Annotated in this window: 35 protein-coding genes and 1 tRNA gene; 30 read left to right on the top strand and 6 right to left on the bottom strand. The window is 63.9% G+C overall.

The features are described from left to right. Window positions 1-18 precede the first annotated feature (18 nt). Genes dinB through FFS56_RS00165 form a run of 3 tightly spaced genes read left to right on the top strand, consistent with a single transcriptional unit; the run spans window position 19 to window position 2,195 of the window. Window positions 19-1,275, top strand: coding sequence for a DNA polymerase IV (gene dinB, locus FFS56_RS00175; protein WP_137771848.1), 1,257 nt, complete (start codon window positions 19-21; stop codon window positions 1,273-1,275). A 37-nt stretch (window positions 1,276-1,312) separates the two neighbouring features. Beyond that, window positions 1,313-1,630, top strand: a complete 318-nt coding sequence (locus FFS56_RS00170; protein WP_046747046.1) for a hypothetical protein — start codon at window positions 1,313-1,315, stop codon at window positions 1,628-1,630. After that, window positions 1,614-2,195, top strand: coding sequence for a hypothetical protein (locus tag FFS56_RS00165; protein ID WP_082108562.1), 582 nt, complete (start codon window positions 1,614-1,616; stop codon window positions 2,193-2,195). Before FFS56_RS00170 ends, FFS56_RS00165 begins: the two co-directional genes overlap by 17 nt. Here the strand turns inward: FFS56_RS00165 and FFS56_RS00160 are convergent, their stop codons facing one another. The 6 genes from FFS56_RS00160 to FFS56_RS00135 all read right to left on the bottom strand — a co-directional run bounded on the left by FFS56_RS00160 (window position 2,196) and on the right by FFS56_RS00135 (window position 5,091). Beyond that, complete coding sequence (locus FFS56_RS00160) at window positions 2,196-2,693, bottom strand: DUF2017 family protein (RefSeq protein WP_046747045.1); 498 nt, start codon at window positions 2,691-2,693, stop codon at window positions 2,196-2,198. It abuts the gene before it with no gap. Continuing rightward, complete coding sequence (gene clpS / locus FFS56_RS00155; protein WP_227751149.1) at window positions 2,690-2,980, bottom strand: ATP-dependent Clp protease adapter ClpS; 291 nt, start codon at window positions 2,978-2,980, stop codon at window positions 2,690-2,692. Before clpS ends, FFS56_RS00160 begins: the two co-directional genes overlap by 4 nt. A 2-nt stretch (window positions 2,981-2,982) precedes the next feature. Further along, window positions 2,983-3,330, bottom strand: coding sequence for a metallopeptidase family protein (locus tag FFS56_RS00150; RefSeq protein WP_046747043.1), 348 nt, complete (start codon window positions 3,328-3,330; stop codon window positions 2,983-2,985). Window positions 3,331-3,356: 26 nt separating this feature from the next. After that, entirely contained in the window at window positions 3,357-3,986 is a 630-nt protein-coding gene (locus FFS56_RS00145; RefSeq protein WP_046747042.1) for a LysE family transporter, read from the bottom strand. 255 nt (window positions 3,987-4,241) lie between these two features. Continuing rightward, window positions 4,242-4,676, bottom strand: a complete 435-nt coding sequence (locus FFS56_RS00140; RefSeq protein WP_137771849.1) for an ImmA/IrrE family metallo-endopeptidase — start codon at window positions 4,674-4,676, stop codon at window positions 4,242-4,244. Then, the gene (locus tag FFS56_RS00135) at window positions 4,636-5,091 is read right to left on the bottom strand and encodes a helix-turn-helix transcriptional regulator (protein WP_137771850.1); all 456 of its coding nucleotides are present in this window, start codon (window positions 5,089-5,091) and stop codon (window positions 4,636-4,638) included. The genes FFS56_RS00140 and FFS56_RS00135 overlap by 41 nt, the downstream gene beginning before the upstream one ends. 77 nt (window positions 5,092-5,168) lie before the next feature. Between FFS56_RS00135 and FFS56_RS00130 the strand changes: the two genes are divergently transcribed. The 27 genes from FFS56_RS00130 to FFS56_RS00005 all read left to right on the top strand — a co-directional run bounded on the left by FFS56_RS00130 (window position 5,169) and on the right by FFS56_RS00005 (window position 21,511). Continuing rightward, a complete protein-coding gene (locus FFS56_RS00130; protein WP_137771851.1) occupies window positions 5,169-5,507 on the top strand; it encodes a helix-turn-helix transcriptional regulator in 339 nt (112 codons plus the stop codon). Further along, the gene (locus FFS56_RS00125; protein ID WP_137771852.1) at window positions 5,504-6,484 is read left to right on the top strand and encodes a hypothetical protein; all 981 of its coding nucleotides are present in this window, start codon (window positions 5,504-5,506) and stop codon (window positions 6,482-6,484) included. Before FFS56_RS00130 ends, FFS56_RS00125 begins: the two co-directional genes overlap by 4 nt. Beyond that, window positions 6,481-7,218: a phage regulatory protein/antirepressor Ant gene (locus tag FFS56_RS00120; RefSeq protein ID WP_212742655.1), complete on the top strand. Its 738-nt coding sequence runs from the start codon at window positions 6,481-6,483 to the stop codon at window positions 7,216-7,218. The genes FFS56_RS00125 and FFS56_RS00120 overlap by 4 nt, the downstream gene beginning before the upstream one ends. Next, a complete protein-coding gene (locus FFS56_RS00115; RefSeq protein WP_137771854.1) occupies window positions 7,215-7,412 on the top strand; it encodes a hypothetical protein in 198 nt (65 codons plus the stop codon). The genes FFS56_RS00120 and FFS56_RS00115 overlap by 4 nt, the downstream gene beginning before the upstream one ends. 276 nt (window positions 7,413-7,688) lie before the next feature. Further along, window positions 7,689-7,925, top strand: a complete 237-nt coding sequence (locus tag FFS56_RS00110; RefSeq protein WP_137771855.1) for a hypothetical protein — start codon at window positions 7,689-7,691, stop codon at window positions 7,923-7,925. A gap of 563 nt (window positions 7,926-8,488) precedes the next feature. Next, entirely contained in the window at window positions 8,489-8,998 is a 510-nt protein-coding gene (locus FFS56_RS00105; protein WP_171010956.1) for an HNH endonuclease, read from the top strand. A gap of 122 nt (window positions 8,999-9,120) precedes the next feature. Beyond that, window positions 9,121-9,471: a hypothetical protein gene (locus FFS56_RS00100; RefSeq protein WP_137771857.1), complete on the top strand. Its 351-nt coding sequence runs from the start codon at window positions 9,121-9,123 to the stop codon at window positions 9,469-9,471. A 169-nt stretch (window positions 9,472-9,640) separates the two neighbouring features. After that, window positions 9,641-9,877, top strand: a complete 237-nt coding sequence (locus FFS56_RS00095; RefSeq protein WP_137771858.1) for a hypothetical protein — start codon at window positions 9,641-9,643, stop codon at window positions 9,875-9,877. A 221-nt stretch (window positions 9,878-10,098) separates the two neighbouring features. Continuing rightward, window positions 10,099-10,515 carry a hypothetical protein gene (locus FFS56_RS00090; RefSeq protein ID WP_137771859.1) on the top strand — a complete coding sequence of 139 codons (417 nt, stop codon included), beginning with the start codon at window positions 10,099-10,101 and terminating at the stop codon, window positions 10,513-10,515. A 133-nt stretch (window positions 10,516-10,648) separates the two neighbouring features. Further along, window positions 10,649-10,798, top strand: a complete 150-nt coding sequence (locus FFS56_RS20385; protein ID WP_171010957.1) for a hypothetical protein — start codon at window positions 10,649-10,651, stop codon at window positions 10,796-10,798. 264 nt (window positions 10,799-11,062) lie between these two features. After that, entirely contained in the window at window positions 11,063-11,671 is a 609-nt protein-coding gene (locus FFS56_RS20380; protein ID WP_171010958.1) for a hypothetical protein, read from the top strand. Further along, window positions 11,668-12,561 (top strand): PD-(D/E)XK nuclease-like domain-containing protein, encoded by an 894-nt coding sequence (locus FFS56_RS00085; RefSeq protein WP_171010959.1) that lies wholly within the window; start codon window positions 11,668-11,670, stop codon window positions 12,559-12,561. The genes FFS56_RS20380 and FFS56_RS00085 overlap by 4 nt, the downstream gene beginning before the upstream one ends. A 585-nt stretch (window positions 12,562-13,146) precedes the next feature. Continuing rightward, window positions 13,147-13,680, top strand: coding sequence for a helix-turn-helix transcriptional regulator (locus FFS56_RS00075; protein ID WP_212742653.1), 534 nt, complete (start codon window positions 13,147-13,149; stop codon window positions 13,678-13,680). Then, on the top strand, window positions 13,677-13,973 hold the full coding sequence (locus FFS56_RS00070; RefSeq protein WP_137771862.1) for an HNH endonuclease: 297 nt from the start codon (window positions 13,677-13,679) through the stop codon (window positions 13,971-13,973). Before FFS56_RS00075 ends, FFS56_RS00070 begins: the two co-directional genes overlap by 4 nt. A 2-nt stretch (window positions 13,974-13,975) precedes the next feature. Next, window positions 13,976-14,317 (top strand): DUF4326 domain-containing protein, encoded by a 342-nt coding sequence (locus FFS56_RS00065; protein ID WP_137771863.1) that lies wholly within the window; start codon window positions 13,976-13,978, stop codon window positions 14,315-14,317. 224 nt (window positions 14,318-14,541) lie between these two features. After that, a complete protein-coding gene (locus FFS56_RS00060; RefSeq protein WP_137771864.1) occupies window positions 14,542-14,997 on the top strand; it encodes a GIY-YIG nuclease family protein in 456 nt (151 codons plus the stop codon). Then, a complete protein-coding gene (locus tag FFS56_RS00055) occupies window positions 14,984-15,538 on the top strand; it encodes a hypothetical protein (protein ID WP_137771865.1) in 555 nt (184 codons plus the stop codon). The genes FFS56_RS00060 and FFS56_RS00055 overlap by 14 nt, the downstream gene beginning before the upstream one ends. Before the next feature lie 168 nt (window positions 15,539-15,706). Then, window positions 15,707-15,928, top strand: coding sequence for a hypothetical protein (locus FFS56_RS00050; RefSeq protein ID WP_137771866.1), 222 nt, complete (start codon window positions 15,707-15,709; stop codon window positions 15,926-15,928). Then, window positions 15,925-16,668, top strand: a complete 744-nt coding sequence (locus FFS56_RS00045) for a site-specific DNA-methyltransferase (protein WP_137771867.1) — start codon at window positions 15,925-15,927, stop codon at window positions 16,666-16,668. The genes FFS56_RS00050 and FFS56_RS00045 overlap by 4 nt, the downstream gene beginning before the upstream one ends. Continuing rightward, window positions 16,665-17,177, top strand: coding sequence for a hypothetical protein (locus FFS56_RS00040; protein WP_137771868.1), 513 nt, complete (start codon window positions 16,665-16,667; stop codon window positions 17,175-17,177). The genes FFS56_RS00045 and FFS56_RS00040 overlap by 4 nt, the downstream gene beginning before the upstream one ends. Before the next feature lie 362 nt (window positions 17,178-17,539). After that, on the top strand, window positions 17,540-18,364 hold the full coding sequence (locus FFS56_RS00035; RefSeq protein ID WP_212742652.1) for a DNA cytosine methyltransferase: 825 nt from the start codon (window positions 17,540-17,542) through the stop codon (window positions 18,362-18,364). Then, complete coding sequence (locus FFS56_RS00030; protein ID WP_137771870.1) at window positions 18,361-18,789, top strand: hypothetical protein; 429 nt, start codon at window positions 18,361-18,363, stop codon at window positions 18,787-18,789. Before FFS56_RS00035 ends, FFS56_RS00030 begins: the two co-directional genes overlap by 4 nt. 85 nt (window positions 18,790-18,874) lie before the next feature. Continuing rightward, entirely contained in the window at window positions 18,875-19,234 is a 360-nt protein-coding gene (locus tag FFS56_RS00025) for a hypothetical protein (RefSeq protein ID WP_137771871.1), read from the top strand. Then, a complete protein-coding gene (locus FFS56_RS00020) occupies window positions 19,227-19,901 on the top strand; it encodes a hypothetical protein (RefSeq protein ID WP_137771872.1) in 675 nt (224 codons plus the stop codon). Before FFS56_RS00025 ends, FFS56_RS00020 begins: the two co-directional genes overlap by 8 nt. Window positions 19,902-19,945: 44 nt before the next feature. Beyond that, window positions 19,946-20,125 carry a hypothetical protein gene (locus FFS56_RS00015; RefSeq protein ID WP_137772317.1) on the top strand — a complete coding sequence of 60 codons (180 nt, stop codon included), beginning with the start codon at window positions 19,946-19,948 and terminating at the stop codon, window positions 20,123-20,125. Window positions 20,126-20,493: 368 nt separating this feature from the next. After that, complete coding sequence (locus FFS56_RS00010; protein WP_137771874.1) at window positions 20,494-21,045, top strand: hypothetical protein; 552 nt, start codon at window positions 20,494-20,496, stop codon at window positions 21,043-21,045. Between the two features lie 390 nt (window positions 21,046-21,435). After that, a tRNA-Asn gene (locus tag FFS56_RS00005) sits at window positions 21,436-21,511 on the top strand. The last annotated feature ends 520 nt before the right edge of the window (window positions 21,512-22,031 follow it).

Here is a 22,031-nt window from a genome sequence, read left to right as displayed (position 1 = left end):
CCGGGGGAGAATGGTCGTATGGGACACGGTGACGGACGGGGGCGGATCGTATCCGCCCCCGACGCCGACGACTCCGGCACGCGGATTCTCCATGTCGACATGGACGCGTTCTACGCCGCCGTGGAGGTGCTCGACGATCCTTCCCTCCGCGGATTGCCTCTGATCATCGGAGCTCCCGATGGGCGTTCCGTGGTGTCGAGCGCATCGTACGAGGCGAGACGCTACGGCGTCCGGGCGGCGATGCCGGTGTCGCAGGCCCTTCGACTGTGCCCGACCGCGCGCATCGTCCCGCCGCACTTCCACCGCTACCAGGAGGTCTCCCGGCAGGTCATGGCGATCTTCGAGTCGTTCACCCCGCTGGTCGAGCCGCTGTCCGTCGATGAGGCGTTCCTCGATGTGCAGGGTGTGCGTCGACTCTGGGGGAGCCCTGCACGCATCGCCGACCTCATCCGACAACGAGTCCTCGACGAGGTGGGAATCACCTGCAGCGTGGGAGTGGCGGCGACCAAGCACGTCGCGAAGATGGCCTCGACGATCGCCAAGCCCGACGGGATGCTCGTGGTCGCTGCGAGGGACACCCTCGACTTCCTGGCGCCGAGATCGGTCCGGGCCATGTGGGGCGTCGGTCCGAAAGCCGCGGAGGCTCTGGAGGCGCGTGGTATCCGCACGGTGCAGGACGTCCGCGATGCGCGCCCCGGAATGGTCGAACGCGCCGTGGGCACGGCCCTCAGCATGCGTCTCGGAGAACTCGCGAGGGGGGAAGACCCGCGGGCGGTGCACACGGAGCGGGTGGAGAAGAGCATCGGCCACGAGGAGACGTTCGACCACGACATCCTCGACCGTCCGTTCTTGCGAGCCGAACTGCTGCGGCTGGCCGACCGGGTCGCGGCTCGGCTCCGGCGCGCGGAGTGGGAGACCTCGACCGTCGCCGTCAAGATCCGCTTCGACGACTTCCGCACGGTGAACCGCTCCCAGACCTTGAGCGAACCCACCGCGGTGGGGCAACGCATCGGCGAGGCCGCGCAGTCGCTGTTCGAGCTGATCGATCGGCGAGACCCCGTCCGGCTCGTCGGTGTTCGCGCCGAGAACCTGCGTCCTGCCGGCGGCGGGGGTCTGGCTCTCTGGGACGAAGATGAGGACTGGCGCAAAGTCGAGGGGGCCGTCGACGAGGCCGTCGCTCGGTTCGGCACGGCGACGATCAGTCGTGCGCGGCACATAGGTCGCGGCGACGGTCGGGGAGCCGCTCAGCATCCGAAGGCCCACGGCGTGGATTGATCACGCGCAGGCGCGGTTCCTGGGCTAGCGTGGGGGTATGCCGAACATTGCACTGGAACTCGGAAAGCAGGCTGCGTCCTTCGGCGTGAAGAGCGCATACGGAGAACCACAGGACGTCGGTGGGGTGAGCATCACCCCGGTGGCGTTCACGTACTCCGGATTCGGCGGCGGCAGCGGAGACGGCGGCGAGGGTGGCGGCGGCGGTGGCGTCTCGGTCCCGGTCGGCGTGTACGTGCGTCGCGAGGAGGGTCTGCGCTTCGAGCCCAACATCATCACGCTGCTCGTGGTCGCTGTCCCCTTCGTCTGGGTCGCCGGACGGGCGCTCACTCGCATCATCCGTGCCCTCAAGAAGTGACGATCCGGTCGCGGCTGCACTGGAGCACGCCGCGGCGCTGATCGAGCAGGACGTCCGTGCCGTGGCCGCGGCGAATCCGGTCGTCCTCATCGACGGCGGCAGCGGGGCCGGCAAGTCCTCTCTCGCGGCATTGCTGGTGAGACGTTGGCCCGTGGTCGGGCATGTGCAGCTCATCGCCCTGGATTCCCTCTATCCGGGCTGGGACGGACTCGACGGCGGCGCGGAGCGCGCCCGCGAGTGGATCCTCGGTCCGCACGGGCGCGGCTACATCGGCATCTGGCGCCGCTGGGATTGGGAAGAGCAGTCCGAGGCGGAGAGTCATGCCGTCGACCCCTCCCTCGGAGTGATCGTCGAGGGGAGCGGCATCCTTCGCCCCTCCACGGCGGGTCTCGCCGACGTCAGAATCTGGGTGGAGTCGGCCGAAGCCTCGCGGAAGGCGCGCGCCCTCGCTCGCGACGGGGACACCTATCGCCCGCACTGGGACCGCTGGGCCGCGCAGGAACGCCGTCACATCGAGCGGGATGATCCTCGCTCCCTGGCGACGCGTATCGTCGAGGTTCCCTGACTACGCGCCCGACTCGGCTTCGTCTGCTGCCTGGATGAGAAGCTCCAGACGATAGCCCAGCCAGTCGTACACGTCGTGACGGCTGTCCGACATCGCGTGCTCGTCCGTCGTGATCCCCAGACGATCAGCGATCACGAGCCGGAGGGCCGTCACGGTGCGGAGCCACGATTCCAGATCGCCCAGGGTGATGGAGAGGTCACGAGTGCGAACCGCGTCTGCATCCGTGAGGCCCGCATTGGGGGCAGAGACGTCTTCAAGCGCAGCACGCATGCGACGCGCGTCCGCGAGGCGCCGATCGAGCAGATCCTTCCGCGTGCTCCCGGCGAAATCGGCAGCGGCGTCGGGGTCATCGGGATACGGGTTGGGCGTCAGGCGGTCGACGGCCGGGTCCTCGCCGTTCCGCGATTCACCGATGAGCTCGATGAAGTCGTCGAGCAGCATCGCCAGGTGATGCTCCTCGATGGCGCTGATCGTGACGGTGATGCGGTCTGAAGTCATGGGGAGGCCCTTCTGACCGTCGCCCAGAGGCCGTAGTCGTGCATCGCCTGCGCGTGGACCTCCATGGTCTCCCGGGGACCCGTGGCCACGATCGCGTGCCCGTCGTTGTGCACCGCGAGCATGAGCGCTGTCGCGTGGTCGAGCGAGTAGCCGAAGTATTTCCGGAAGACGCGGACGACGTAGCTCATGAGGTTCACCGGATCATTCCAGACGACGACCTGCCACGGCTCCAGAGGTGCGGCACTGAGTTCGATCGTCTCCTCGAGATCGGGGACTGCCGTGGGCATCGTCATGCCCAGCCCAACTCGTGCAGCTGCGCATCATCGATCCCGTAGAAGTGCGCGATCTCATGCACCAACGTCGTGTGGATCTCGTCGCGGAGTTCTTGCTCCGTCTCGCACTGCGCAAGATGCGGTTCGCGGTAGACGACGATGCGATCGGGGAGTTCGCCCATCCCGTACTGCGTCCGCTCCGTCAGCGCCAGTCCGTCATAGAGACCGAGCAGATCGAGGCTGCCGTCCTCCGGGCGGTCCTCCACCACGAACACCACGTTGTCGAGCCCTTCGACCATGTCGTCGGGGAGCAGATCGAGCTCGTCGATCACGAGCTCTTCGAAGGCGGCCGCATCCATGTCCATCCCCTCCAGCCTAGGGGCGACAGCCCTCAGTGGAGGAGAACGAGAATCGCGGCGACCGCTATGAAGAGCGTGCCGAAGACCGTGTTGAGCACTCGCTGTCCGCGCGCGGTTCGCGTGAGGCGACGGAACGGACGCGCGGCTGCCGCGAAGAACCCCCACATCACGATCACGTCCACCACGATCACGGTCGCGATGAGCGTGAGGTACTGGGGGAGCGGGGGCTGATCCAGTCTGACGAATTGGGGGATGAACGCCAGGAAGAACACGATCGCCTTGGGATTGAGCAGGTTCACCCAGAAGCCGCGGCGGATCATCGACCACGGACTCTCACGGGAGTCGACCGGAACGGGTGCGTCCTCGACCGCCACGGTCGGCTTCGTCAGGATCAGCCGGACGCCGAGAAACACGAGGTAGGCCGCTCCGGCGTAGCGGATCCCGTTGAAGAGAAGCTCCGAACGGGACACGAGGAGCCCGACTCCCGCGGCGACGACCGCCACATGGACGATCAGGGCGATCTGCTGCCCGACGATGCCCCAGATGGAACGACGCCATCCCTGATTCATCGCATTCGACATCGTGTTGATCGCGCCGGCCCCCGGCGTGAAGCTGATGACGACGGAAGCGGTCAGCAACGAGAACCAGACCGCGAGCGACACGTCGTCAGTCTAGGGCTTCGCGGGGGCGCATCATTTGAGGCACAGATGCGAAGAAGGCCCGAACCTTGCGATTCGGGCCTTCTTCTGGAGGGTGAGTAACGGGACTCGAAACTGTTACGCCCACACCCACCGAATGCCTGTTTCGCCGCGGAATCACGCGGGATTTTTGTTGTTCTGACGCGGGGCTCGGGCCAGCGTCCGTAAGTACAGTCTAACGGCAAATCCGGGGATCGCAATGGCCCATTGTAGGCACGCCTACGGGCTTGCCCAGCGGTAAGCCCACTGCCCGACGCCCATACGTGGGCGCACGTAGGTCACGTTCCCGAGCCGCTGAAGGCACAGCCGGCGATAGTCTTCGATCAGCTCGGAAGTGACGCTCATCTCGTCAGCGATCCACTCTGAGTGGTGGCTGGTCTTCTCGAGCTCGGCGTAGCGATCTGGGTCTATGAGGAGTGTGGCCGCGTAAGTGTCGGCTTGACGCTCAGAAGCGGGGTCATCCTCGCACTCGTGCCCGAAGTGGTGATGTCCCAACTCGTGGGCAATCACGCATCTCCGCTCGTTCGGCGTGCACAGCAGGTTGAAGTAGATCCGCCGCTCGTCGTGCGCGTAGTAGCCGAGGTCTCCCTCGGGCATCTCGATGGCGTGTACTTCAAGCCCCGCTCTCGCCGCCATCGCCAGAAGCTCCCTCATCGTCCCCCTCGAACGCCTTTCGTACCTTCGGTGCCCCCCGCTTCGCTGCTTTGCGAGTGGGAATGACTTGATCTGCCGAAGGTTCCTGCTGGTAGTCATCTTCCGTGATGCCATCGACATTGAACGTCCGTACAGCGCTGAGCGGTCCTTTGGCGAGCCGGCGGGCTTCGTTGATCATCTCGTACGGGCTGATGCCGAGGAGTGTGGCGATGTAGTGAACATCGTTCGTTGTGAGGATGTTTTTGCCGTTGAGTATGTCTGCCCACCAGCTCTTTCCTCGCTGGCCTTCCGTGAGATCTGCGAGCTGGCGGATCGACAGCCCGGTGGCCTCGCGAACGCTGTCAACGTACGCCGTGATGTCCTTCGCGAACTGTGAGTGCTCGGCCTTGCCGCCGACTGTTGGCTTACGTCCCATGTGAGAAGCGTACTCAATTACGGACGAATCTGTAGTCCCTACTTGCGCTGTCCGTAACTACGGACAATGATGGAGTCATGCCAACCAACACCGACACCTACTCCTCCTCGATCGTTGACGCGGTCAGAGCGGAGATGGGGAGCCAGAAGAGAAAGCTCAACGAGCTTGTCGCCCCGCTGGGCCTAAGCTGGCCCACAGTCTCCGGCAGACTCAACGGACACAAGCCCTTCACGCTCGACGAGATCGCCAAGATCGCCGACTTCCTCGGCGTCTCAGTCGAGTATCTCCACGAATCGGCGCGACTGCGAGACAGGGCAGTTAGCCAGCCGCAGACTTTCGAGGCGTCGAGAATCTCTCCGCCTCAGCAGGACGCATGGGCTCAGCCTTCCCGCGCTCGGGCAAGGAGAGTGTCATGAGCGCCCTTGCGAAGCTGGACATTCAGCAACCGCCCACTTCCATGGATACGATGCGGGCGAACATCCGCCTCATCGAGACGCCCGAGCAGGGCGCGAACGTTCTTACGCAGATTGAAGCACTGCGGGAAGCGTTCAAGAAGCTCAAGGATGCCGAAGACCAGCGAATCGCAGCCGTTCGGCTCGAACTAGCGCTGATCCGTCGCATCGGGCAGCTCGGCGGCGGGCACCTCTTCGCCACCCAGAAGCGCGCCATGTGCCGCGATCTCGTCTCTATGTCGGACGAAGAATTCGAGCGCGTCACCGACTTCGTAGACGGCCGCACTTCGCCCATCGTGGCTTTCCGCGCCTACCGCGCGCAGACGCCAGAAGCGCTCGCTCGAGAGGCCGAGGCGCAGGAGCGCGCGGCTCAGTACCGACGCGACTTCTGGAAGAAGATGACCGACGACCAGGAGTTCCACGAGGCCTACAACGCCAAACGTCAGGCAGATGAACGCGAGGTGGAGGAGTCCAGGACTCGTCAACGCGTTTCAGAACTCACGTCGTCGCTCCTCGTGGAGCTGGACATGTCTGACCGGCCCTTCACTACTCGCGAACTCGCCAATGAGGTTGCATCGAAGGTGCAGCACTGGGGCCTCGAAGAGGAATGCGAGTTCTCGAGCGACCCGGCCTTCAGCCAGATGATCTCTGAAGTTGCGCGCGGGGCAATGCGTAAGACCACACTCGGCGAGGACTATCCCTACACCAGGGTGACCTTCATGGCGGACGGGGAGTTCCTTCACATCCCGTGGCAGATCGCGACCGTAGATCACGTCGCTGCCTACGCCGACTATGCGCAGTCGCAGGCTGACGAGATGCAGCGCAAGGCAGACAAGGCGGCCGCGGTAGCCGTTCACTACAGAGAGCAGATTGCTAGACGCAAGCTGCCTGGGAGTACACGGGTTGTCACACTCAAGGGTGTGCAGGAGGTGTCGTCATGACCGCCCTCGACATCATCCAGCACGACGGCGAGTTCGTAGTCACGTCTGAGACGATCGCGAACGGCGCCGGCGTCGAGCGCCGCGCGGTGCTGCAGCTCATCGGCAACAACATCGCCGACTTCGAGGAGTTCGGGCAGGTCGCATTTGAAATGCGGGCTGGCTACAACAACTCCCAGGTGCGCGTTGCTCTCCTGAATGAGCAGCAGGCAACCCTGCTGATGACGTTCCAGCGGAACACGGATCAGGTGCGGGCGTTCAAGAAGGCGCTCGTGAAGGCGTTCTTCGAGATCGGGAAGCAGGTTGCGCCCACGGGCGCGAACCTTCTCGCTCTCGCGGTGATCGAGGCGCAGCAGATGCTGGAAGCGTCTGCACGTCAGGTCGCCGAGCTCACGCCCCGCGCTGAGGCATGGGATGAGCTCGCATCCGCCACTGGTGACTACGAAGTCGCGGACGCGGCGAAGATGCTCGCCCGCGCCGGCGTCGAGACCGGGCGTCAGCGACTGTTCGGGCAGCTGAGCGGTTTGGGCTGGATCTATCGTGCCCCGTCTGGGAAGTGGAAGGCTCGCCAGTCTGCGGTGGATGCCGGGTATCTGGCGGAGAAGCCACAGTCCCACCACCACCCGCGCACCGGGGAACTCGTGTTGGACCCGCCCCAGGTTCGTGTGACCGTTCGTGGTCTCGAGCGGCTCCGAGGGCGTCTCGGCCGCATCGTCGCGCTGGAGGTGGCGTCGTGAACGACACCCTGCCTCTCTGGTTCGCCGCCGGTGGTGCGATCGCCGCCGTGTACGGGTGGCTCGTCCTGGAGTTCCGCGCGTCGGCCCGGTATTGGGCTGAGCGTGACGCGGCCGATCCGGTCGTGGTTACTGGGTCTGGTGTCCGTCGCGATAGTCGTCCGTACGCATGTAAGAGCGTCGGAGGTGTGCGATGAGCGAGACTTGCCGGCTGTGTGAGGTCGCCGAGAGTGGCGATCGCAAGGTCAAACGATCCGAGAACATCCCGCTGTGCAATCGCCACTGGTCGCAGTGGGTAGCGCGCTATGCATGGCCTTCCGAGCTTGAAGCTCCCTGCTCTGCGCATGTTATCGAGGAGGCGCCATGATCTACCTCTCGCTCGTCCGCTGTTCATTGTGCGGGACTCGTTGGTGGCGTCGCTCGAACAACGAGCACTGCCCGAAGTGCTTCCCGGGCGCTGAGGAGCGTGTGTGATGACTGAGTTCGCTTCCACCCTGTACCCGCAGACCAACCCCACCAACCCGATCCTGCTCGACTTCCGAGACATGGGCGGAACTCCAATCGACGCAGACCTGTATCTCTCTGAGATCTTCGGCCGCGACGGTGACCTGTTCTTGAGCGGGGTACCTCGGAAGTACGGGCGTATCGCACAAGAGCAGATCGTCCATGCGATCCGTGTTCTGACTCGTCTGGCGGCTTTCTCCGGCTGATCCCCGTCATCTGATCCGGCTCTACTCCCGTCGCTGGGGGTAGCGCTACTCGGCGTGCGCTCGCGCAGGTCTCTGACAACTCAACAAACACAACCGGTGAAGATATGCCGGCACCACGCCAATGGTGTCGGACACCCCCAGATGGGGGCTACGGGATCAGGGAGAACCCACGACAAGACGTGTGGGGGACCGGTGAACCTGTGGTGCACGAGGACGAATGGACCGTAGGGCAGGCAGCCCAGGCCCCTCAGGAACGCAACCGGGTGGAGTCGAAGGAATATCGACAGTTCGCCGCCACAGCTGTACGGGCGGAACCAAGACGCAGGGTGATGCGTCGACTTGGCCGGGGTTTGGTCGCCCGGAACCAGAGCCACAGGGTTAGTGGCCGTCGCCGAGCCTGAGATCGGTGGACTCGGAGTATGACCGAGCGGCGACACGTGGGGGATCGGTTCTGAGTGGTCACGCGGGCTGGAATCCGCGTGCGACTCCCGAGAGACCCCCAGGGGCTGGTGCATCACACACCAGCCCCTTTCTCTTCCCACCACATGGAAGGAGTGGTTGTCATGGAATGGAGACCGGTTCTCGATGCAGAGTCCGTCTACGAGGTATCTGAGTACGGACAGGTGCGCAGGGTGAACGGAGCCCTGCTGCCTTTCTCTGTCAACAGAGGCGGCTACATCCTCTACAGCATCAAGCGACGGGGAACTCAACGGAAGGTTTTCTCCCATCGCCTAGTCCTTGAGGCCTTCGTGGGGCCGCCGTTCGAGGGCGCGCTGGGGTTGCACTACGACGACGTGCCGACCAACAACCACATCAGCAACTTGCGGTGGGGGACGGCTGCGGACAACGCGGCCGACTACGTCCGGAATACGGGCATTCCATGGAGCCTCCAGCGCCCCGTGGAGAGGAAGGGTACGCGCACGCTCAAGACGCACTGCAAGAACGGCCATGAGTTCACGGAACTCAACACCCTCAACACCATCAGCGGGGGCAGCTTTAAGCGCGTATGCAGAGCCTGCAAGGCCGATCTCAAGCGGGCTTACCGAGCTCGCAAGAGGCGACGCGCTTCCTAGGCGGCGGACTGGGGAATTCCGCTACCGGCGCTCTGGGGGTGCCGGACCAGTGCAGGGCCGGGCGATCTGGGGATCAGCCCGGCCCTCACCCATACGACGACGAATCGAAGGAGCAGCAGCACATGAGCGGGACACAGATCGCCGACGTTTTCTACGGCAACCGCGACTGGCTTGACGGACTCGATTGGGTTCCTGTCACATCCGTCTATCTCGGCGGGGGCTACGACTGGGACGAGTTTCATGCGTGGTACTCGCCGTCGGTGCGCCGCTATTTCTGGGGCTCTGGGTCCGGTTGCTCGTGCAACTCGTTCGCGGATGACTTCTACAACCTCAGTGACTTCGAGGATGGCGACCGGCCCGCACTCATGGCCGCTCTTGGCCGCTACTTCGACGGTCAATACCTCAACCGCCCACAGGAACGAGTGCAGGCGCTCAGCGAGGCGAACGGATTCAACCCACGGGATCTGAAGTGAACCGAAGACCGAACGCGGCCATCCCGGCCGACACCCGTTGTTCGGACTGTTCCGGTTGGGGCGGTCACATCATCCATCCCGGCGCCGATGACCGGGAAGACACGCACGAATGCCTGAGTTGCCACGGCAGCGGGCGAAAGACCACCAAACACGAGATTCGGAGACAGTCATGAGCATGGCCTACGTCCGCCGCTATTACGGCGTCCCGGCGATTCGAGGGCGACGGGTATCGTACCTCGGCCGCGAGGGGCGCATCACGAGCGCTGACCACAGGTTGCGCGTTCGCTTCGACGGGGACAACTTCACGTCGATCATTCACCCGACCGAGGAAGGTCTCGTGTATCTCGACGGATACGTGAGCGACCGCCCGGCAGATGTCGAGATTCGGAGCCAGAGCAATGACTGAGACACAGGCTGACGGCGCGGTGTCACGCACCGCTGTGTGTGCGAAATGCGGACGAGATGTTATCGACTGGTGCGGCGAGTGGTGCGACTACCGTGATCATCGCCTCACTCACTGGGTGAACGTGTGCGCTGCGGATGAAAACGGCCACGTCGTCACTGAAGTCGAGATTGAGAGGCAGAGCGATGTCTGAGTACGTCTGCCCGGGGTGCCGGGATAGCAACATGGCCGACGAGTGCTGGCACGATGAGAAGACCTGGACGCTGGCCGAGGCGCTGTCCATTGGCCTTCCCGGTGGGCCTGCGACGTGGGGCGATCCGGTGAAGCGGGCGTGGGCGTTCATCGACGACGCCGAAGCGCTCATGGGCGACGTGGGCGAGCCGCCTTACGCGGTTTCGATGTTCCATCCCGGAGGGCACGCACCGTACACGATCGTCGGCCTCGTCAACGGCCGCTACCTGTTTGCCGTCGACGAGGAAGCCACGTTCATCGGGGATGTGTGGGACGACCATGGGCGCGCCCGCCTCGTACCCCTCCGCGACACCCGGGCGTGGGCAACGTTCACCGCCGTGTCCTCCGGGGTCGCGGGTGCCCTCGCTGGTGGGTGGTTCGTCTACGGGCTCGTGATTCTCAATGGGTGACCCCGACTGCCCGAAGTGCGCTCACCCGACACCAGGGCAGCCACCACACACCCCCACGCCGGCGTGCACACGTCGGCCCATCATCGTCCCCCATTGCGCCTGCACGGCCTGCTTTGGGTGAAAGGAACCAGACATGACATCGATCGCTGAGCTCGAACACAGACTGCAGCTCGCACAGGAAGCCAGAGCCGACGCGGAACGATCTGTGAAGCTCCACGAGTTCCGGGAACGCTGCGCACAGGAAGCGCTCACCCTCGAGCGGCTGCGGCAGGGCGAGCTGTGAACGACCGAATCCGTGTGGAGCACACCGAGTCTGGGTGCTGGAAGGTCATGCGGGGTACGTACGTCGTCGATATCTACCCGGCACATATGTGGCGGTTCGCGTACGCAGAAGCGCTCAGGGAAGCGATCTACCAGAACCTCTCGATCGTCAGTCTCGAGATCTGCTCATGACGTGCCCCCTCTGCCTTGACCACGGAGAAGTGGTCATCACCCATAACCCGACCGTGTGGATGGACTGCCCCCACACGTACTGGAAGGACCAGACATGACCGACACATTCACCGCGAGCAACGGGATCGAGGTCACGATGGATCCTGACCGCGAAGGCAAGGTCTATCTCGTCGGCCGACGAGCACGCGGAGACGAGGGACAGTATCTCGACACTCACGCCACAGGCGGACCGGAAGGCATCGTCGCTCTTCGTGAGTTCTTCCAGCATGAGCGTGACGAAACCCGCGGACTGTGGCGTTCGGCGGCTGACCCGACGTGGACAGCTGTGCGCCGCAACACCTGCATCTACTTCCAGAACGAGGATCACGAACGGTCATTCCACTTCGTGCCCAAGCTTGAAGCCTCGATCAAATCGTGGTCCTCGGATCTGCAGGCACTGGCCTACGAGTACATCGAGGCTCACCCCGAGCGGAAGCCCTGGGAAGACGCAACCTACAAGGACGTCTGGGTCTGGACTACCACCGACGACACGGAAGAGGCACTCGGATGGGTCGCAGGAGACGGAACCTGGGACATCATCACCCCCAAGGGAGACGGCATCAAGGCCGCCGAGAACCCGATGGCGGCACTCGTCGACGCCGGGTTCGAGAAGTTCTCCGGCACTGTCACAGGCGTCCGACGCACCCCGGAGGACGCATCGTGACGGACTACAACGGCTTGGTCTACGGACTCGACGAGCAGATTTACCACCGGCAGCCGGGCTTGAGTTCGACCGGGGCGAAGAAGATCCTCCAGTCGCCGGCTCACCTGAAGCACTACCTCGAGAAGCCGCAGGAATCGAAGGCCGAGTTTGACCTTGGTTCAGCGGTCCACTCGAAGGTGCTCGGTGTGGGGGCACAGATCGCGGTCTACCCGGACGGGAACGGCCCGGAACGGTTCGAGTACGACGGGACCGAACTGGATAACGTGCTCGCGTCCAACGGGGCTATCTCCACCAAGGCTGCGAAGGCGTTCGAAGCGGACGCCCGCGACCGTGGGCTGATCCCCGTGAAGCGGGTCACGGCCCGGGTGGTGGACATCATGGCCGAATCGGTGCTGTCGAATCCGACCGTGAAGGCGTTGCTCTCATCGGGTGACCCGGAGGTGTCGATGTTCGCCACCGACCCCGACACAGGGGTGGCGCTGCGGGGGCGGCTGGACTGGCTGGGACCGCGGATCGTGGACATGAAGACCACCGCCGGGGATGCGTCTGAGTCGGAGTTCGCGATCCACGCGTTCCGGTTCGGGTACGACATCCAACAGGCCCACTACGAGCACGCCTACAACCTGATCACGGGTGAGACGAGACCGTACCTGTTCGCCGTGGTCGAGGCGCACGCGCCCTACCTCACAGCGGTGCACATCCTCGGAGCCGACGAACTCCTCATGGCCCGCAGACGCGCCCGTGAGGCCCGGGAACGGTATGCCCGTGCCCTCGAGACGGGGGAGTGGCCCGGGTACAAGACCCGCTCCGGTGGGCCGATCGGCATCCTCCAGGCACCCGTCTGGAACATCAACGCCTATCTGGATGAGTTCGAGGGGAGTTCCGCATGAAGTACCCGCAGCTTGAGAGGCTCGGAGACAGAGTTCCCGATCTCCCCGACGACGAGTGTTGGCCGTGGCGAGGGAACGCCGGCCCTGCAGGGTACGGCCAGGCCTACGACCCGACCCGCATGAGGACCGCGGGAGCCCACCGCGTCGTCTGGAAGCTCATTCACGGGCAGATCCCGGACGGGCATCACGTCGATCACACGTGCCATGACCCATCAACTTGCCAGGGGGGGATCGAGTGCCCGCATCGCCTGTGCGTGAACCCCGCCCATCTCGCCTGCATTCCAGGCAAGAGCAACATCCTCAGGAGTTCGGGTCCATCAGCGCTCAACGCGGGCAAGACGCACTGCAAGAGGGGGCACGAGTTCACGCCTGAGAACACTCAGATGATCAGGATCCAGTACGGGATGGCGCGGCGCTGTCGCATCTGCTCAGCACTCCGGCAGCGTCAGCAGGTCATCGATCGAGGGGGCAAAGCCCGTCCGCGTAGGCAGAGAGTCGAAGTAGGAGAGAGCCGACATGACTGACGACATCGACATCCCCGAAGACACAAGGAGATCCCGTCTCCCGAAACCTCACGCACAGGTCATGGATGAAGAGTTCGTGACCGCAGCGGAACGGTTCGCCGCATTCCGCGAGGCACACCCGAACGGGTACGTGGAGGCGACGATCGACCGGGTCATTGAGCACCCAGATGGTCACGTCACCTACGTGATGAACGCCGCCGCCTACCTCCAACGCCCCGGATTCGGGATGGTGTCACGGCCGGATGCGACCGCGTGGGCGCAAGGGTCCACGAAGGACGACAACGCGATCATCGCTGGGTCGCCCCTCGAATCAGCCGACACCATCGCAAGGTCGCGGGCGCTCCGCAACCTCGGCATCCTCGACGGCGCCAAGCCGGCCAAGATCCGCACTCCTCAGACCGAGGAACAGATCGGGGCCGACGTCGCCACCGCACGCGAACGTGCAGGGCTGTCGCAGAAGGAGCTCGCAGCTGCGGTGACGGATCGCGGGTTCAAATGGGCTCAGGCCACCGTCTCCCAGATCGAGAAGGGCGAACGCCCGTTGCGGCTCAGTGAAGCCGACCACCTGGCCGAGCTCATCAGGTTCCGGACGTGAGTGCGATCCCCGCGAAGATCCGTGCAGCAGTGCACGAGCGGGCGCAGGGCAGATGCGAGGGGTGCGGCAAGATCGCACCCCTCGAACTGCATCACCGGAAGTACCGGTCCCGTGGAGGGAAGCACACAGCCTCGAACCTCGTCGCGCTGTGCGGGTGGGGGAACCACACCGGCTGTCACGGCCTCGCACACGGACCCAACCCACCTCAAGGGTGGTCGCTCCCATCTGGGCGTTGCGACCCCGCCGAAGAACTGTTCCTGCACCACTGGGGACTCATCTACCTGAAGGACTGACCATGCCTGAACGAATCCAGCTGTCCCGGAAGAAGGGGTGGCGCAAGCCGGAGAACACGGTCGTCGTTGCACGCCCGTCCAGGTGGGGGAACCCATTCGCGGTCGGGGGTCTCGCATGGTTCGAAACACTCAACGGCCGGTTCGGGGGAATCGTCCAAGATCGCGAGACCGCAGTGCGCTTCTTCCGAGAGTGGTTCACCTATGGCGACAGTGAGAACGCCCGCGCCTCCAGAGACATGGCACTCGCCCAGTTGGCCGGGAAGAACCTCGCGTGCTGGTGTCCGCTCGATCAGCCATGCCACGCCGACGTGCTGCTCGAGATCGCGAACCGGGATCAGTCATGACTCCCGGTCATGTGTTCCCGGCCCGCTACGACGGCACCTGTGCCGCGGAATGCGGTCACCGCATCCATCCCGGAGACCCGGTGAGGTACGACGATGACGACGAACTCAGGCACGACCAGTGCACCCCGAAGCGGTCCAAGTTCGATATCGGACCCCGTGAGGTCGTCTGCCCCGACTGCTTCTGCATCAGGCCATGCCGATGCCTCGACTGAAAGGAAAGCGCGATGACTCTCTTGGTCTCGGCTGAATTCAGACCCTCATGGGAGGGCGATCCGGACAGCTATCGTCCTGGGCGGGCGTTCGAAACGGCATGGCTAATCGGTGATGTTAGCGACACGGAGTGTTTCGTGTACGAGATCTTCGAGAAGGACAAGCGGAGTCACTACGCCGCATCTCAACCCGTCTATGTCGGCATCTCTCGGAGCTTCCCAGCGAGGTGGGGAGAGCACCGTGCCCGCTCATGGTGGTTCGAACGAATGGAGCCATTCTGTGTGATCGTCAGCGGATACCCGACGCGCATGGATGCATTGAAGGTGGAGGCGATGCTCATCAGTGAGCATCGCCCCATCTTCAACCGCAAACCTGAGCGCGCTCACTTGGCGATGGCGCGGGACGCTCCACCATCCGAACCCTTGTTCAGCGCGGAGCTCATCACTAGGAGGGGTAATGGCACGGGATAGAGCGAACATCAGCATCGACATTTGGTCGGATGCTGACTTCCGCGACCTGACACCCCAGGCACAGGCGCTGTACTTCAAGCTCGTGTCTCACCCGAAGCTCGACTACTGCGGGTGCGTCGAGTTCCACCCTGGCCGCCTCGCCGCGATGTCCCGAGAGATGACATCGGGTGACGTTATGGTCGCTGCTCAGGAGCTCGCCGACAAGTGGTTCTGCGTCTTCGATCAGACCACCGACGAAGTGTTGGTCCGATCATGGGTGAGGCACGACGGGCTGATGAGACAACCCCGCCTCGCTGTGTCCATGGCGAAGGCGTACGGGGCGATTGCGTCGAACAAAATCCGGGCCGTCGTCGTCCACGAGCTGCAGCGCTACAAGAAGGCGAACAAGGATCTCCCGGCGTGGGAGAAGCCGCAGGTGATGACGGTCCTCAAGCAACCGGCTGTGGCCGTGCGTGAGACGAAGACGGAACTCACGTGGGACTTCCCAGGGTTCCTGCCATTCGCCGACATGTCTACGACCAACGCTACGAGCAACGTTTGACCCAAAGCTCGGTCGAGCCTTAGACCGGCGCTACTACATCTACATCTACATCTACACCTACAGCTACATCTTCTATCGAAGATGCGCTCTGCGGAGCGAACAGTTATCCACAGGCCACTACCTCCCAGCAACACGGGTAGTGGCCCCTTTCCCATTGACGGAGCAAGCATGACCCCCACACCAGGGCGACCAACCGACTGGGGACTCTCAGACGAATGGTTCACCGACTTCATCAACGACCTGCAGAACTCACCCACGCGGCGGCGACGACTCCGCCGGGAGAGCATCATCGCTCTTCCGGTGAAGGAATCACTCGCTGTCGCCTTCCAGGAGAAGACCGAACAGCTACGGCGGTACCTCGCCGGCGAACGAGAGAAGGACATCGCATGACGATCATGTACGAGGACGAGTGGGTGACACTCCATCATGGCGACTGGCGAGACGCCGACTTCGGTGAGCACGTCGATGCCATCGTGACCGATCCGCCGTACGGGGAAACGTCGCTCGAGTGGGACCGCTGGCCGAAAGGCTGGCCCGAGCAGGCCGCACAGATCACGGATGCACTCTGGTGCTTCGGGTCGTTTCGAATGTTCCACGACAACGCCGCTGAATTCGCGACCTGGAATCTCTCGCAGGAGATCATCTGGGAGAAGCACAACGGCTCCGGGTTCCACGCCGACAGGTTCAAACGCGTCCACGAACTCGCCGTCCTCTGGTATCGCGGGGACTGGGCCGACCTCAGGCACGAGACGCCCACGACGGCCGATGCGACACCGCGAACCGTTCGCCGCAAGACACGACCAACGCACACCGGCAACATCGAGGAATCCGCCTACCGGTCTGAGGATGGTGGGCCGCGTCTCATGCGATCCGTGCAGTACGTCCGATCAGAGCACGGTCGCGCGATCCATCCCACGCAGAAGCCTGAAGGAATCGTCGCTCCGCTGATCGAGTACAGCGTTCCGCCTGGCGGGCTTGTCGTGGATCTCTTCGCGGGGTCAGCTACCACAGCGATCGTCGCCCGCCAGATGGGCAGACGATGTGTCGCGTTCGAGATCCGTGAGGACTACGCCCGCAAGGCCGCTGAACGTCTCGCACAACAGACCTTCGTTTTCGAGGAGACAGCATGAACGCCGACATCATCACCGACACCACCTACCCGCACGGCACGATCGAGGGCTTCCAGGACGGTTGCAATACCGCCCACTGCCCTGCCGATGTCTCATGCAAAACGGTCTTCACCCGTTTCAACGGTGACTGGGCATTCAACCGGCAAATGAAAGCCGGCATGACACCGACCGAGATCGTCGCCGCCGAACAGAAGCAGGCACAGGAAGCCGCACAAGCCGATCTGAGAGCCAAACGAGCCCGCACGGGGGTACGCGCCGGGGCATCCCAAGGAGACCGCCGTGCAGCCGCAAACAAGGCACGCGGCGACGGGCTCGCACTCATCCCACGCCACACACTCCGCGAACTGCTCAACCAGGGACTCACCGACCGGGAAATCGCGACCAAGCTCGGCCTCAACCGCCGCCAAGTCACCGGCTCCAGAAACAACGCCGGGTATGAACGCAACCCCGACCGGAACCGGCGCCCCACGCCCACCCCAGCCCCCGCAACCACGGGGGCTGCTTCATGAAAGGGGAGACTACGCAGACCGGCATTCCGGTCATCGACTGCGACCAGTGCGGATACCGCCACCCAGCGACGCGGAAGCACTGCGAGGCCTGTGGTCTGGCCACTCTGTTCGGGCACGAAGCGCATGTAGGGGCCGCGAAGACCATCGCTGTCGATCATTTCGCTGGCGTCGGGTGGGGTATCGCTGCGCATCGTCTCGACATCCGGGAGTACGGGGTCGACAACGCGTCAAGCCTGATCCGTATCCGGTCGGCAAACGGCATGCGCACCATCTACCGGGACGTCTGGTCAGGACTGTTTCACCCGTCGCTTGTGCCCGCCCACCGGCTCTACATTGCCTCCCCGCCGTGCCAGACGTTCAGCATGGCCGGGAACGGTGAGGGGCGGGCAGCCCTGGATGACGTGCTGACCGCGATCGACGAAGAGCGGTGGAAGGACGCAGCCAGCCTCCACGGACTCACGGAACACATGGACCCACGCACCGCGCTAGTGCTGACGCCGCTCGCGCACATCTGGGGACACCGCCCCGAACTCGTCGCGTTGGAGCAGGTGCCCGAGGTGCTGCCGGTATGGCATGCCATAGCCCGAGTCCTCCGAAGGTTCGGCTACTCGGTGTGGGCAGGCATCCTCCGCGCCGAACAGTACGGCGTGCCGCAGACCCGCAAGCGGGCCATCCTCATGGCTCGACTCGATGGGAAGGTTTCACCGCCGACCCCTACCCATTCCCGGTACTACTCCATCGACCCGACACTTCTCGACCCTGGCGTCAAGAAGTGGGTGTCAATGGCGGAAGCGCTCGGGTTCGAGGGCGAGGGGCGCGTGCTGCGTTCGAACTACTCGGATGGATCGACAGGCGAGCTGGGCGAGCGTGACGGAGTTGAACCTGCGCCGACTCTGACGAGCAAGGCCGACCGGATGAAGTGGGTTGCGCGCAAGGCAATGGGCGCCGGGAGAGTAGAACGCCACGGCGAGCAGTCGGGAACGTCACTCCGACTGACATACCTCGAGGCTGCCGCCCTGCAGTCGTTCCCGACTGACATGGCGTGGCCTGGCAACCAAGGGGAGAGATTCCTCGCCATCGGCAACGCGGTCCCGCCACTGCTCGCCCAAGCTGTGCTGTCTGCCCTCCTCGCGCCCGCGGGAGAACGAGACGCATGGGATCAAGTATTCGCGGAGGTATCCGGATGACCTGGATTCTTGAGCTCCCCTACCCCCGCCCACCCAAGGGGCTGTCAGCCAACTATCGAGGCCACTGGGCACCGAAAGCGAAGTCCACCGCAGAGGTACGCGCGCTCGTCGTCACCCTTGCCCGCAACGCCCGCATCCCGACCATGGGGCGCATGCAGGTGGAACTGGTGTGGGCCGTCACAGATAGCCGGAAACGGGACGCCGACAACGTGTTCCCGCTCCTAAAAGCCGCCGCTGATGGTCTCGCATCCGACAGGGGAGTGTCTGCACACCTGGTCCCGGATGACAGCCCCGAATGGTGCGTGAAGATCGCACCCCGCATCGAGAAACGCGACACCGACACAGCCCACTTCGAGCTGATCGTCACTGATATCACCCACCGGCCCGAAAGGGTCGACGAACTCACGAAGGAAAGACTCACATGAGCACACCCACCACTGACCTCACCCCGTCTGAACTGGCTGAGGTTACCCGGTTCGGCATCCACGAAGAAGACCAGGAGGACGAACAGTGACCGACAACAAGAAGCTGATCGATGACGCCGAGCAGGGGAACCGGGCCATCGAGGAGCGGGAGGCACTGCGTCGAGCTGTCCAGTCTGTGACATGGAATGCATCGAACTATCCGCGAAAGGCCCAGCCGCACATCCTCGGAGCCGACATCTCCCCCATAACCGACTCGATTACCGATGCCGTTCTCGCTGCGGGGTTCGGCTTCCGTCGTTCCGCGCAGGTTCGAGCGATTCTGACCGAGGCCCACAGGGTCTGGTTCGGTATCGAGCGGGGCACCCACACCCTTTCGGACCTTGACCAGGTGCTTGACCCGAGCCGCTGGTCTGTCAAAGACCGCGAAGGAGAGACCCATGATTGATCGAGACACACTCATCGAGGGAGCCGCGAAGGCGATCTGCAAGGCGCATGTGGAGGAGTCTACGTATGGAGACTTCGCCGCCGCTGCTCTGGCCGTGTTCGAGAAGGCGCACACCCCTACCGACGACGAGCGGCGAGATCTGATCGCGTTCCTGCTTCGAGATCACAACTTCGAGGAGTCTCCGTGGGGGCGCACGTACACCGATGCTGAGATCGCGAACGCTCTCCGTCATTCCGTGGTTCCGGAGCCGCAGTCCGAACCGTCCAATCGGGTCATCGTCATGTGCGCGCGGTGCGGACTATTCCCGGTCGTCGGCGGCGACGAGATCAACAGCGACATCGTGGTTTGCGACCGGTGCGCGTTCGCTGAGGGGCGGGAATCGGCGCAGGGTGAACCGTCCGACGCGCGGTCGCGCACGGTGGCACACACCGGGCCGGGGCATGCGAGTGGTGATGCGGGTTACTGCGAGGGATGCCTGACCGACCGTGAGCAACGAGACAGCAACCGCATCCCGGGCGAACCCTTCACGCTTGAAGACCTCGCTCGCGAACACGAACGTCTCGTAGAACACCCGAACCAGATGAGTCAGACGGTCCCGGCGTTTCACGCGCTGACCGCGAAGGCTCTGCGCTGGGCCGCTCTGCGTGCTGCTGGGGGTGTGCGATGACATCGGAACGGCTGTACAAGGTAGGCGTAACACAGGACTTCGAGATGATCCACGTCGTGAAGGCTCCGAGCAAGCGGGAGGCGCGGCGCATCATCCAGGAACTCACGCGGGGCCGCATCGAGCAAGAAGACCCGCGCCTGGTCGAGAGCTACCCGAGCGGAGCGGTCGGCGCTGAGAAGGTCTCCTCGCTCATCACCCGGATCGATCCTGCTGGGGGTGTGTGATGAGGCGATCACCGAGCACACCGACTCCCTGCGGTTCATGCAGTCCCGTTTTGGCGAGACAGGCGCAGACCCTCAAGGAACCGGAAGCCGTGCCCCTCGTCGACGAGCGTGACCCGGAGTGCGTGAAGGCGTGGCCGGGCTGCGCGTCAATGGAGTTCGACCCGCGGTGCTGCCGGTTCCCAAAGTCGTGCAGCGCCGGCATCGTCCGGATGGTGCCCGTTCAGCAGGAAGGGGCCGACGATGCCTGACATCCTCAGCCCCGACTGCAGGGACGGGAAGTGCGCCGCCTGTACGGGCGACGCATGGAACAACATCACCGACCAACCATGCGCCTGTGAATGCGCATGCCACGACACGAAGGAGGACACGTGAGCGATCACGCGAATGTCGGCTACCTCACATGGGAAGAGTTCGACCGGTTCCAGAAAGCCGTGCACAACTCACAGAAGGTCGTCCCGTGGTTCCGCGTCGCCGGGTACATCAAGGGCGGAGTCGAGGAAGTGCGCGCCCCGTCGTCGAACCACCCGGTCGGCATTCCGCCGACGTGGCTCGCGGCCGAAGAAATCACCAGGCTCTCCCGCGAGCTCCGATACTGGGCCAACCTCGAAGACATCGCCAACGACGACATCGGCGCCATGACCGCACGAGACTTCACCCGCGAGGTCGAAACCGCGATGGCACGCTGGCCGATCGAGGACAAGCCCCGCAAGGTCCGCCACGTTCGCTGCCAAGGCTGCGCCGGCGAGACCATCCGCTACACACCACCCGTAGGCATCTGGCAGCCCGTCAAGATCGCGTGCACCGAATGCTCACGCGCCTACACCGAGGACGAGTTCAAGACCCTCGTCGAACTCGTCAACGCCGAGATCAAGCGAACGGAGGAAGCCATTGGGCGCACTAGACGACTGGGTGCAGCTTGACGAAGCCACCACAATCACTGGCAGATCCACCCACACCATCTACCGGTGGGCCAGAGAAGGAACCGTCCGCACCGTGAGGCCCGGTGACGTGATCTGGTACAACATCCGAGACCTCCGGAACGCATCCAAGAAAACACCGGGACGCCCACGGAAGTAATCTGCAAAACCTGCTACAGTAGCCGCGAGGCTCAAGAACTATGTTCCCAGCCCCCCAAGCCGCCACTCACCACGAGGGCGGCTTTCTTCATTCCTCCCGGCAGATCGTTGACCCAGCGTCGCGGTTAGCTCGGTCGCAGGACGCCGCAATGACACGCGGCACATAGAGCACCCCACGACGGGAGCTCACCAACTGAATCAGTGCTCGTTCTCCCGGAGCCGCATACGGGACATTGGCGTGTAGCTCAGCAGGCAGAGCCCTCGACTGTTAATCGAGAATGCGCTGGTTCGATCCCAGCCACGCCAGCCACAGCTCAACCTCACAGCCCGCATCGACGCGTACGGGGACGAACCATGACCGGGTATGTGTGCGAGCTCTGCGGAACCGACCGGGGTAGCTACACCGCCATGATGGCGTGTGAGCAGGAATGCCATGCCGAGAACATCGCGGCCCGTAAGAACCACGTCACGCCCCGAGTCATGCGCCCTGTCGCACAGTGGGACGACGACTAAGGGGGAGCGATGGCCTGGGAGAACAACCGCCCCACCCACGTACCCACCGCCGTACGGGAAGCATGCCTCACCCGCGACGGCAACCAATGCACACAGACCCAGCGCAACGGGCAACGATGCCCCGAAACCACACGCCTCGAAGCCGCACACATCGGCCAATGGCACGAGGGCGAGCAGACCACAGTGCACATGGTCCGCACACTCTGCCACTGGCACCACAACAGAGAGACCCAAGCCCAGGCCGCAGCGGCACGAGCCAACACACCAAAACCCAACCTCGAACACCCACGCGAACAACACCCAGCACTCCGATAGCC

This window comes from Microbacterium sp. Beta (assembly GCF_005502545.1).
GTDB classification, from domain to species: domain Bacteria; phylum Actinomycetota; class Actinomycetes; order Actinomycetales; family Microbacteriaceae; genus Microbacterium; species Microbacterium oxydans.
This window is presented reverse-complemented; position numbering and strand designations above follow the sequence as displayed.

Bases quoted from the DNA above. Each gene is read 5' to 3' on its own strand.
- dinB (WP_137771848.1), top strand. From the start codon at position 19: ATGGGACACGGTGACGGACGGGGGCGGATCGTATCCGCCCCCGACGCC.
- FFS56_RS00170 (WP_046747046.1), top strand. From the start codon at position 1,313: ATGCCGAACATTGCACTGGAACTCGGAAAGCAGGCTGCGTCCTTCGGC.
- FFS56_RS00160 (WP_046747045.1), bottom strand. From the start codon at position 2,693: ATGACTTCAGACCGCATCACCGTCACGATCAGCGCCATCGAGGAGCAT.
- clpS (WP_227751149.1), bottom strand. From the start codon at position 2,980: ATGCCCACGGCAGTCCCCGATCTCGAGGAGACGATCGAACTCAGTGCC.
- FFS56_RS00150 (WP_046747043.1), bottom strand. From the start codon at position 3,330: ATGGACATGGATGCGGCCGCCTTCGAAGAGCTCGTGATCGACGAGCTC.
- FFS56_RS00140 (WP_137771849.1), bottom strand. From the start codon at position 4,676: ATGAGGGAGCTTCTGGCGATGGCGGCGAGAGCGGGGCTTGAAGTACAC.
- FFS56_RS00135 (WP_137771850.1), bottom strand. From the start codon at position 5,091: ATGGGACGTAAGCCAACAGTCGGCGGCAAGGCCGAGCACTCACAGTTC.
- FFS56_RS00130 (WP_137771851.1), top strand. From the start codon at position 5,169: ATGCCAACCAACACCGACACCTACTCCTCCTCGATCGTTGACGCGGTC.
- FFS56_RS00125 (WP_137771852.1), top strand. From the start codon at position 5,504: ATGAGCGCCCTTGCGAAGCTGGACATTCAGCAACCGCCCACTTCCATG.
- FFS56_RS00120 (WP_212742655.1), top strand. From the start codon at position 6,481: ATGACCGCCCTCGACATCATCCAGCACGACGGCGAGTTCGTAGTCACG.
- FFS56_RS00110 (WP_137771855.1), top strand. From the start codon at position 7,689: ATGACTGAGTTCGCTTCCACCCTGTACCCGCAGACCAACCCCACCAAC.
- FFS56_RS00105 (WP_171010956.1), top strand. From the start codon at position 8,489: ATGGAATGGAGACCGGTTCTCGATGCAGAGTCCGTCTACGAGGTATCT.
- FFS56_RS00100 (WP_137771857.1), top strand. From the start codon at position 9,121: ATGAGCGGGACACAGATCGCCGACGTTTTCTACGGCAACCGCGACTGG.
- FFS56_RS00095 (WP_137771858.1), top strand. From the start codon at position 9,641: ATGAGCATGGCCTACGTCCGCCGCTATTACGGCGTCCCGGCGATTCGA.
- FFS56_RS00090 (WP_137771859.1), top strand. From the start codon at position 10,099: ATGGCCGACGAGTGCTGGCACGATGAGAAGACCTGGACGCTGGCCGAG.
- FFS56_RS20385 (WP_171010957.1), top strand. From the start codon at position 10,649: ATGACATCGATCGCTGAGCTCGAACACAGACTGCAGCTCGCACAGGAA.
- FFS56_RS20380 (WP_171010958.1), top strand. From the start codon at position 11,063: ATGACCGACACATTCACCGCGAGCAACGGGATCGAGGTCACGATGGAT.
- FFS56_RS00075 (WP_212742653.1), top strand. From the start codon at position 13,147: ATGGATGAAGAGTTCGTGACCGCAGCGGAACGGTTCGCCGCATTCCGC.
- FFS56_RS00065 (WP_137771863.1), top strand. From the start codon at position 13,976: ATGCCTGAACGAATCCAGCTGTCCCGGAAGAAGGGGTGGCGCAAGCCG.
- FFS56_RS00060 (WP_137771864.1), top strand. From the start codon at position 14,542: ATGACTCTCTTGGTCTCGGCTGAATTCAGACCCTCATGGGAGGGCGAT.
- FFS56_RS00055 (WP_137771865.1), top strand. From the start codon at position 14,984: ATGGCACGGGATAGAGCGAACATCAGCATCGACATTTGGTCGGATGCT.
- FFS56_RS00050 (WP_137771866.1), top strand. From the start codon at position 15,707: ATGACCCCCACACCAGGGCGACCAACCGACTGGGGACTCTCAGACGAA.
- FFS56_RS00045 (WP_137771867.1), top strand. From the start codon at position 15,925: ATGACGATCATGTACGAGGACGAGTGGGTGACACTCCATCATGGCGAC.
- FFS56_RS00040 (WP_137771868.1), top strand. From the start codon at position 16,665: ATGAACGCCGACATCATCACCGACACCACCTACCCGCACGGCACGATC.
- FFS56_RS00035 (WP_212742652.1), top strand. From the start codon at position 17,540: ATGGCCGGGAACGGTGAGGGGCGGGCAGCCCTGGATGACGTGCTGACC.
- FFS56_RS00030 (WP_137771870.1), top strand. From the start codon at position 18,361: ATGACCTGGATTCTTGAGCTCCCCTACCCCCGCCCACCCAAGGGGCTG.
- FFS56_RS00020 (WP_137771872.1), top strand. From the start codon at position 19,227: ATGATTGATCGAGACACACTCATCGAGGGAGCCGCGAAGGCGATCTGC.
- FFS56_RS00015 (WP_137772317.1), top strand. From the start codon at position 19,946: ATGATCCACGTCGTGAAGGCTCCGAGCAAGCGGGAGGCGCGGCGCATC.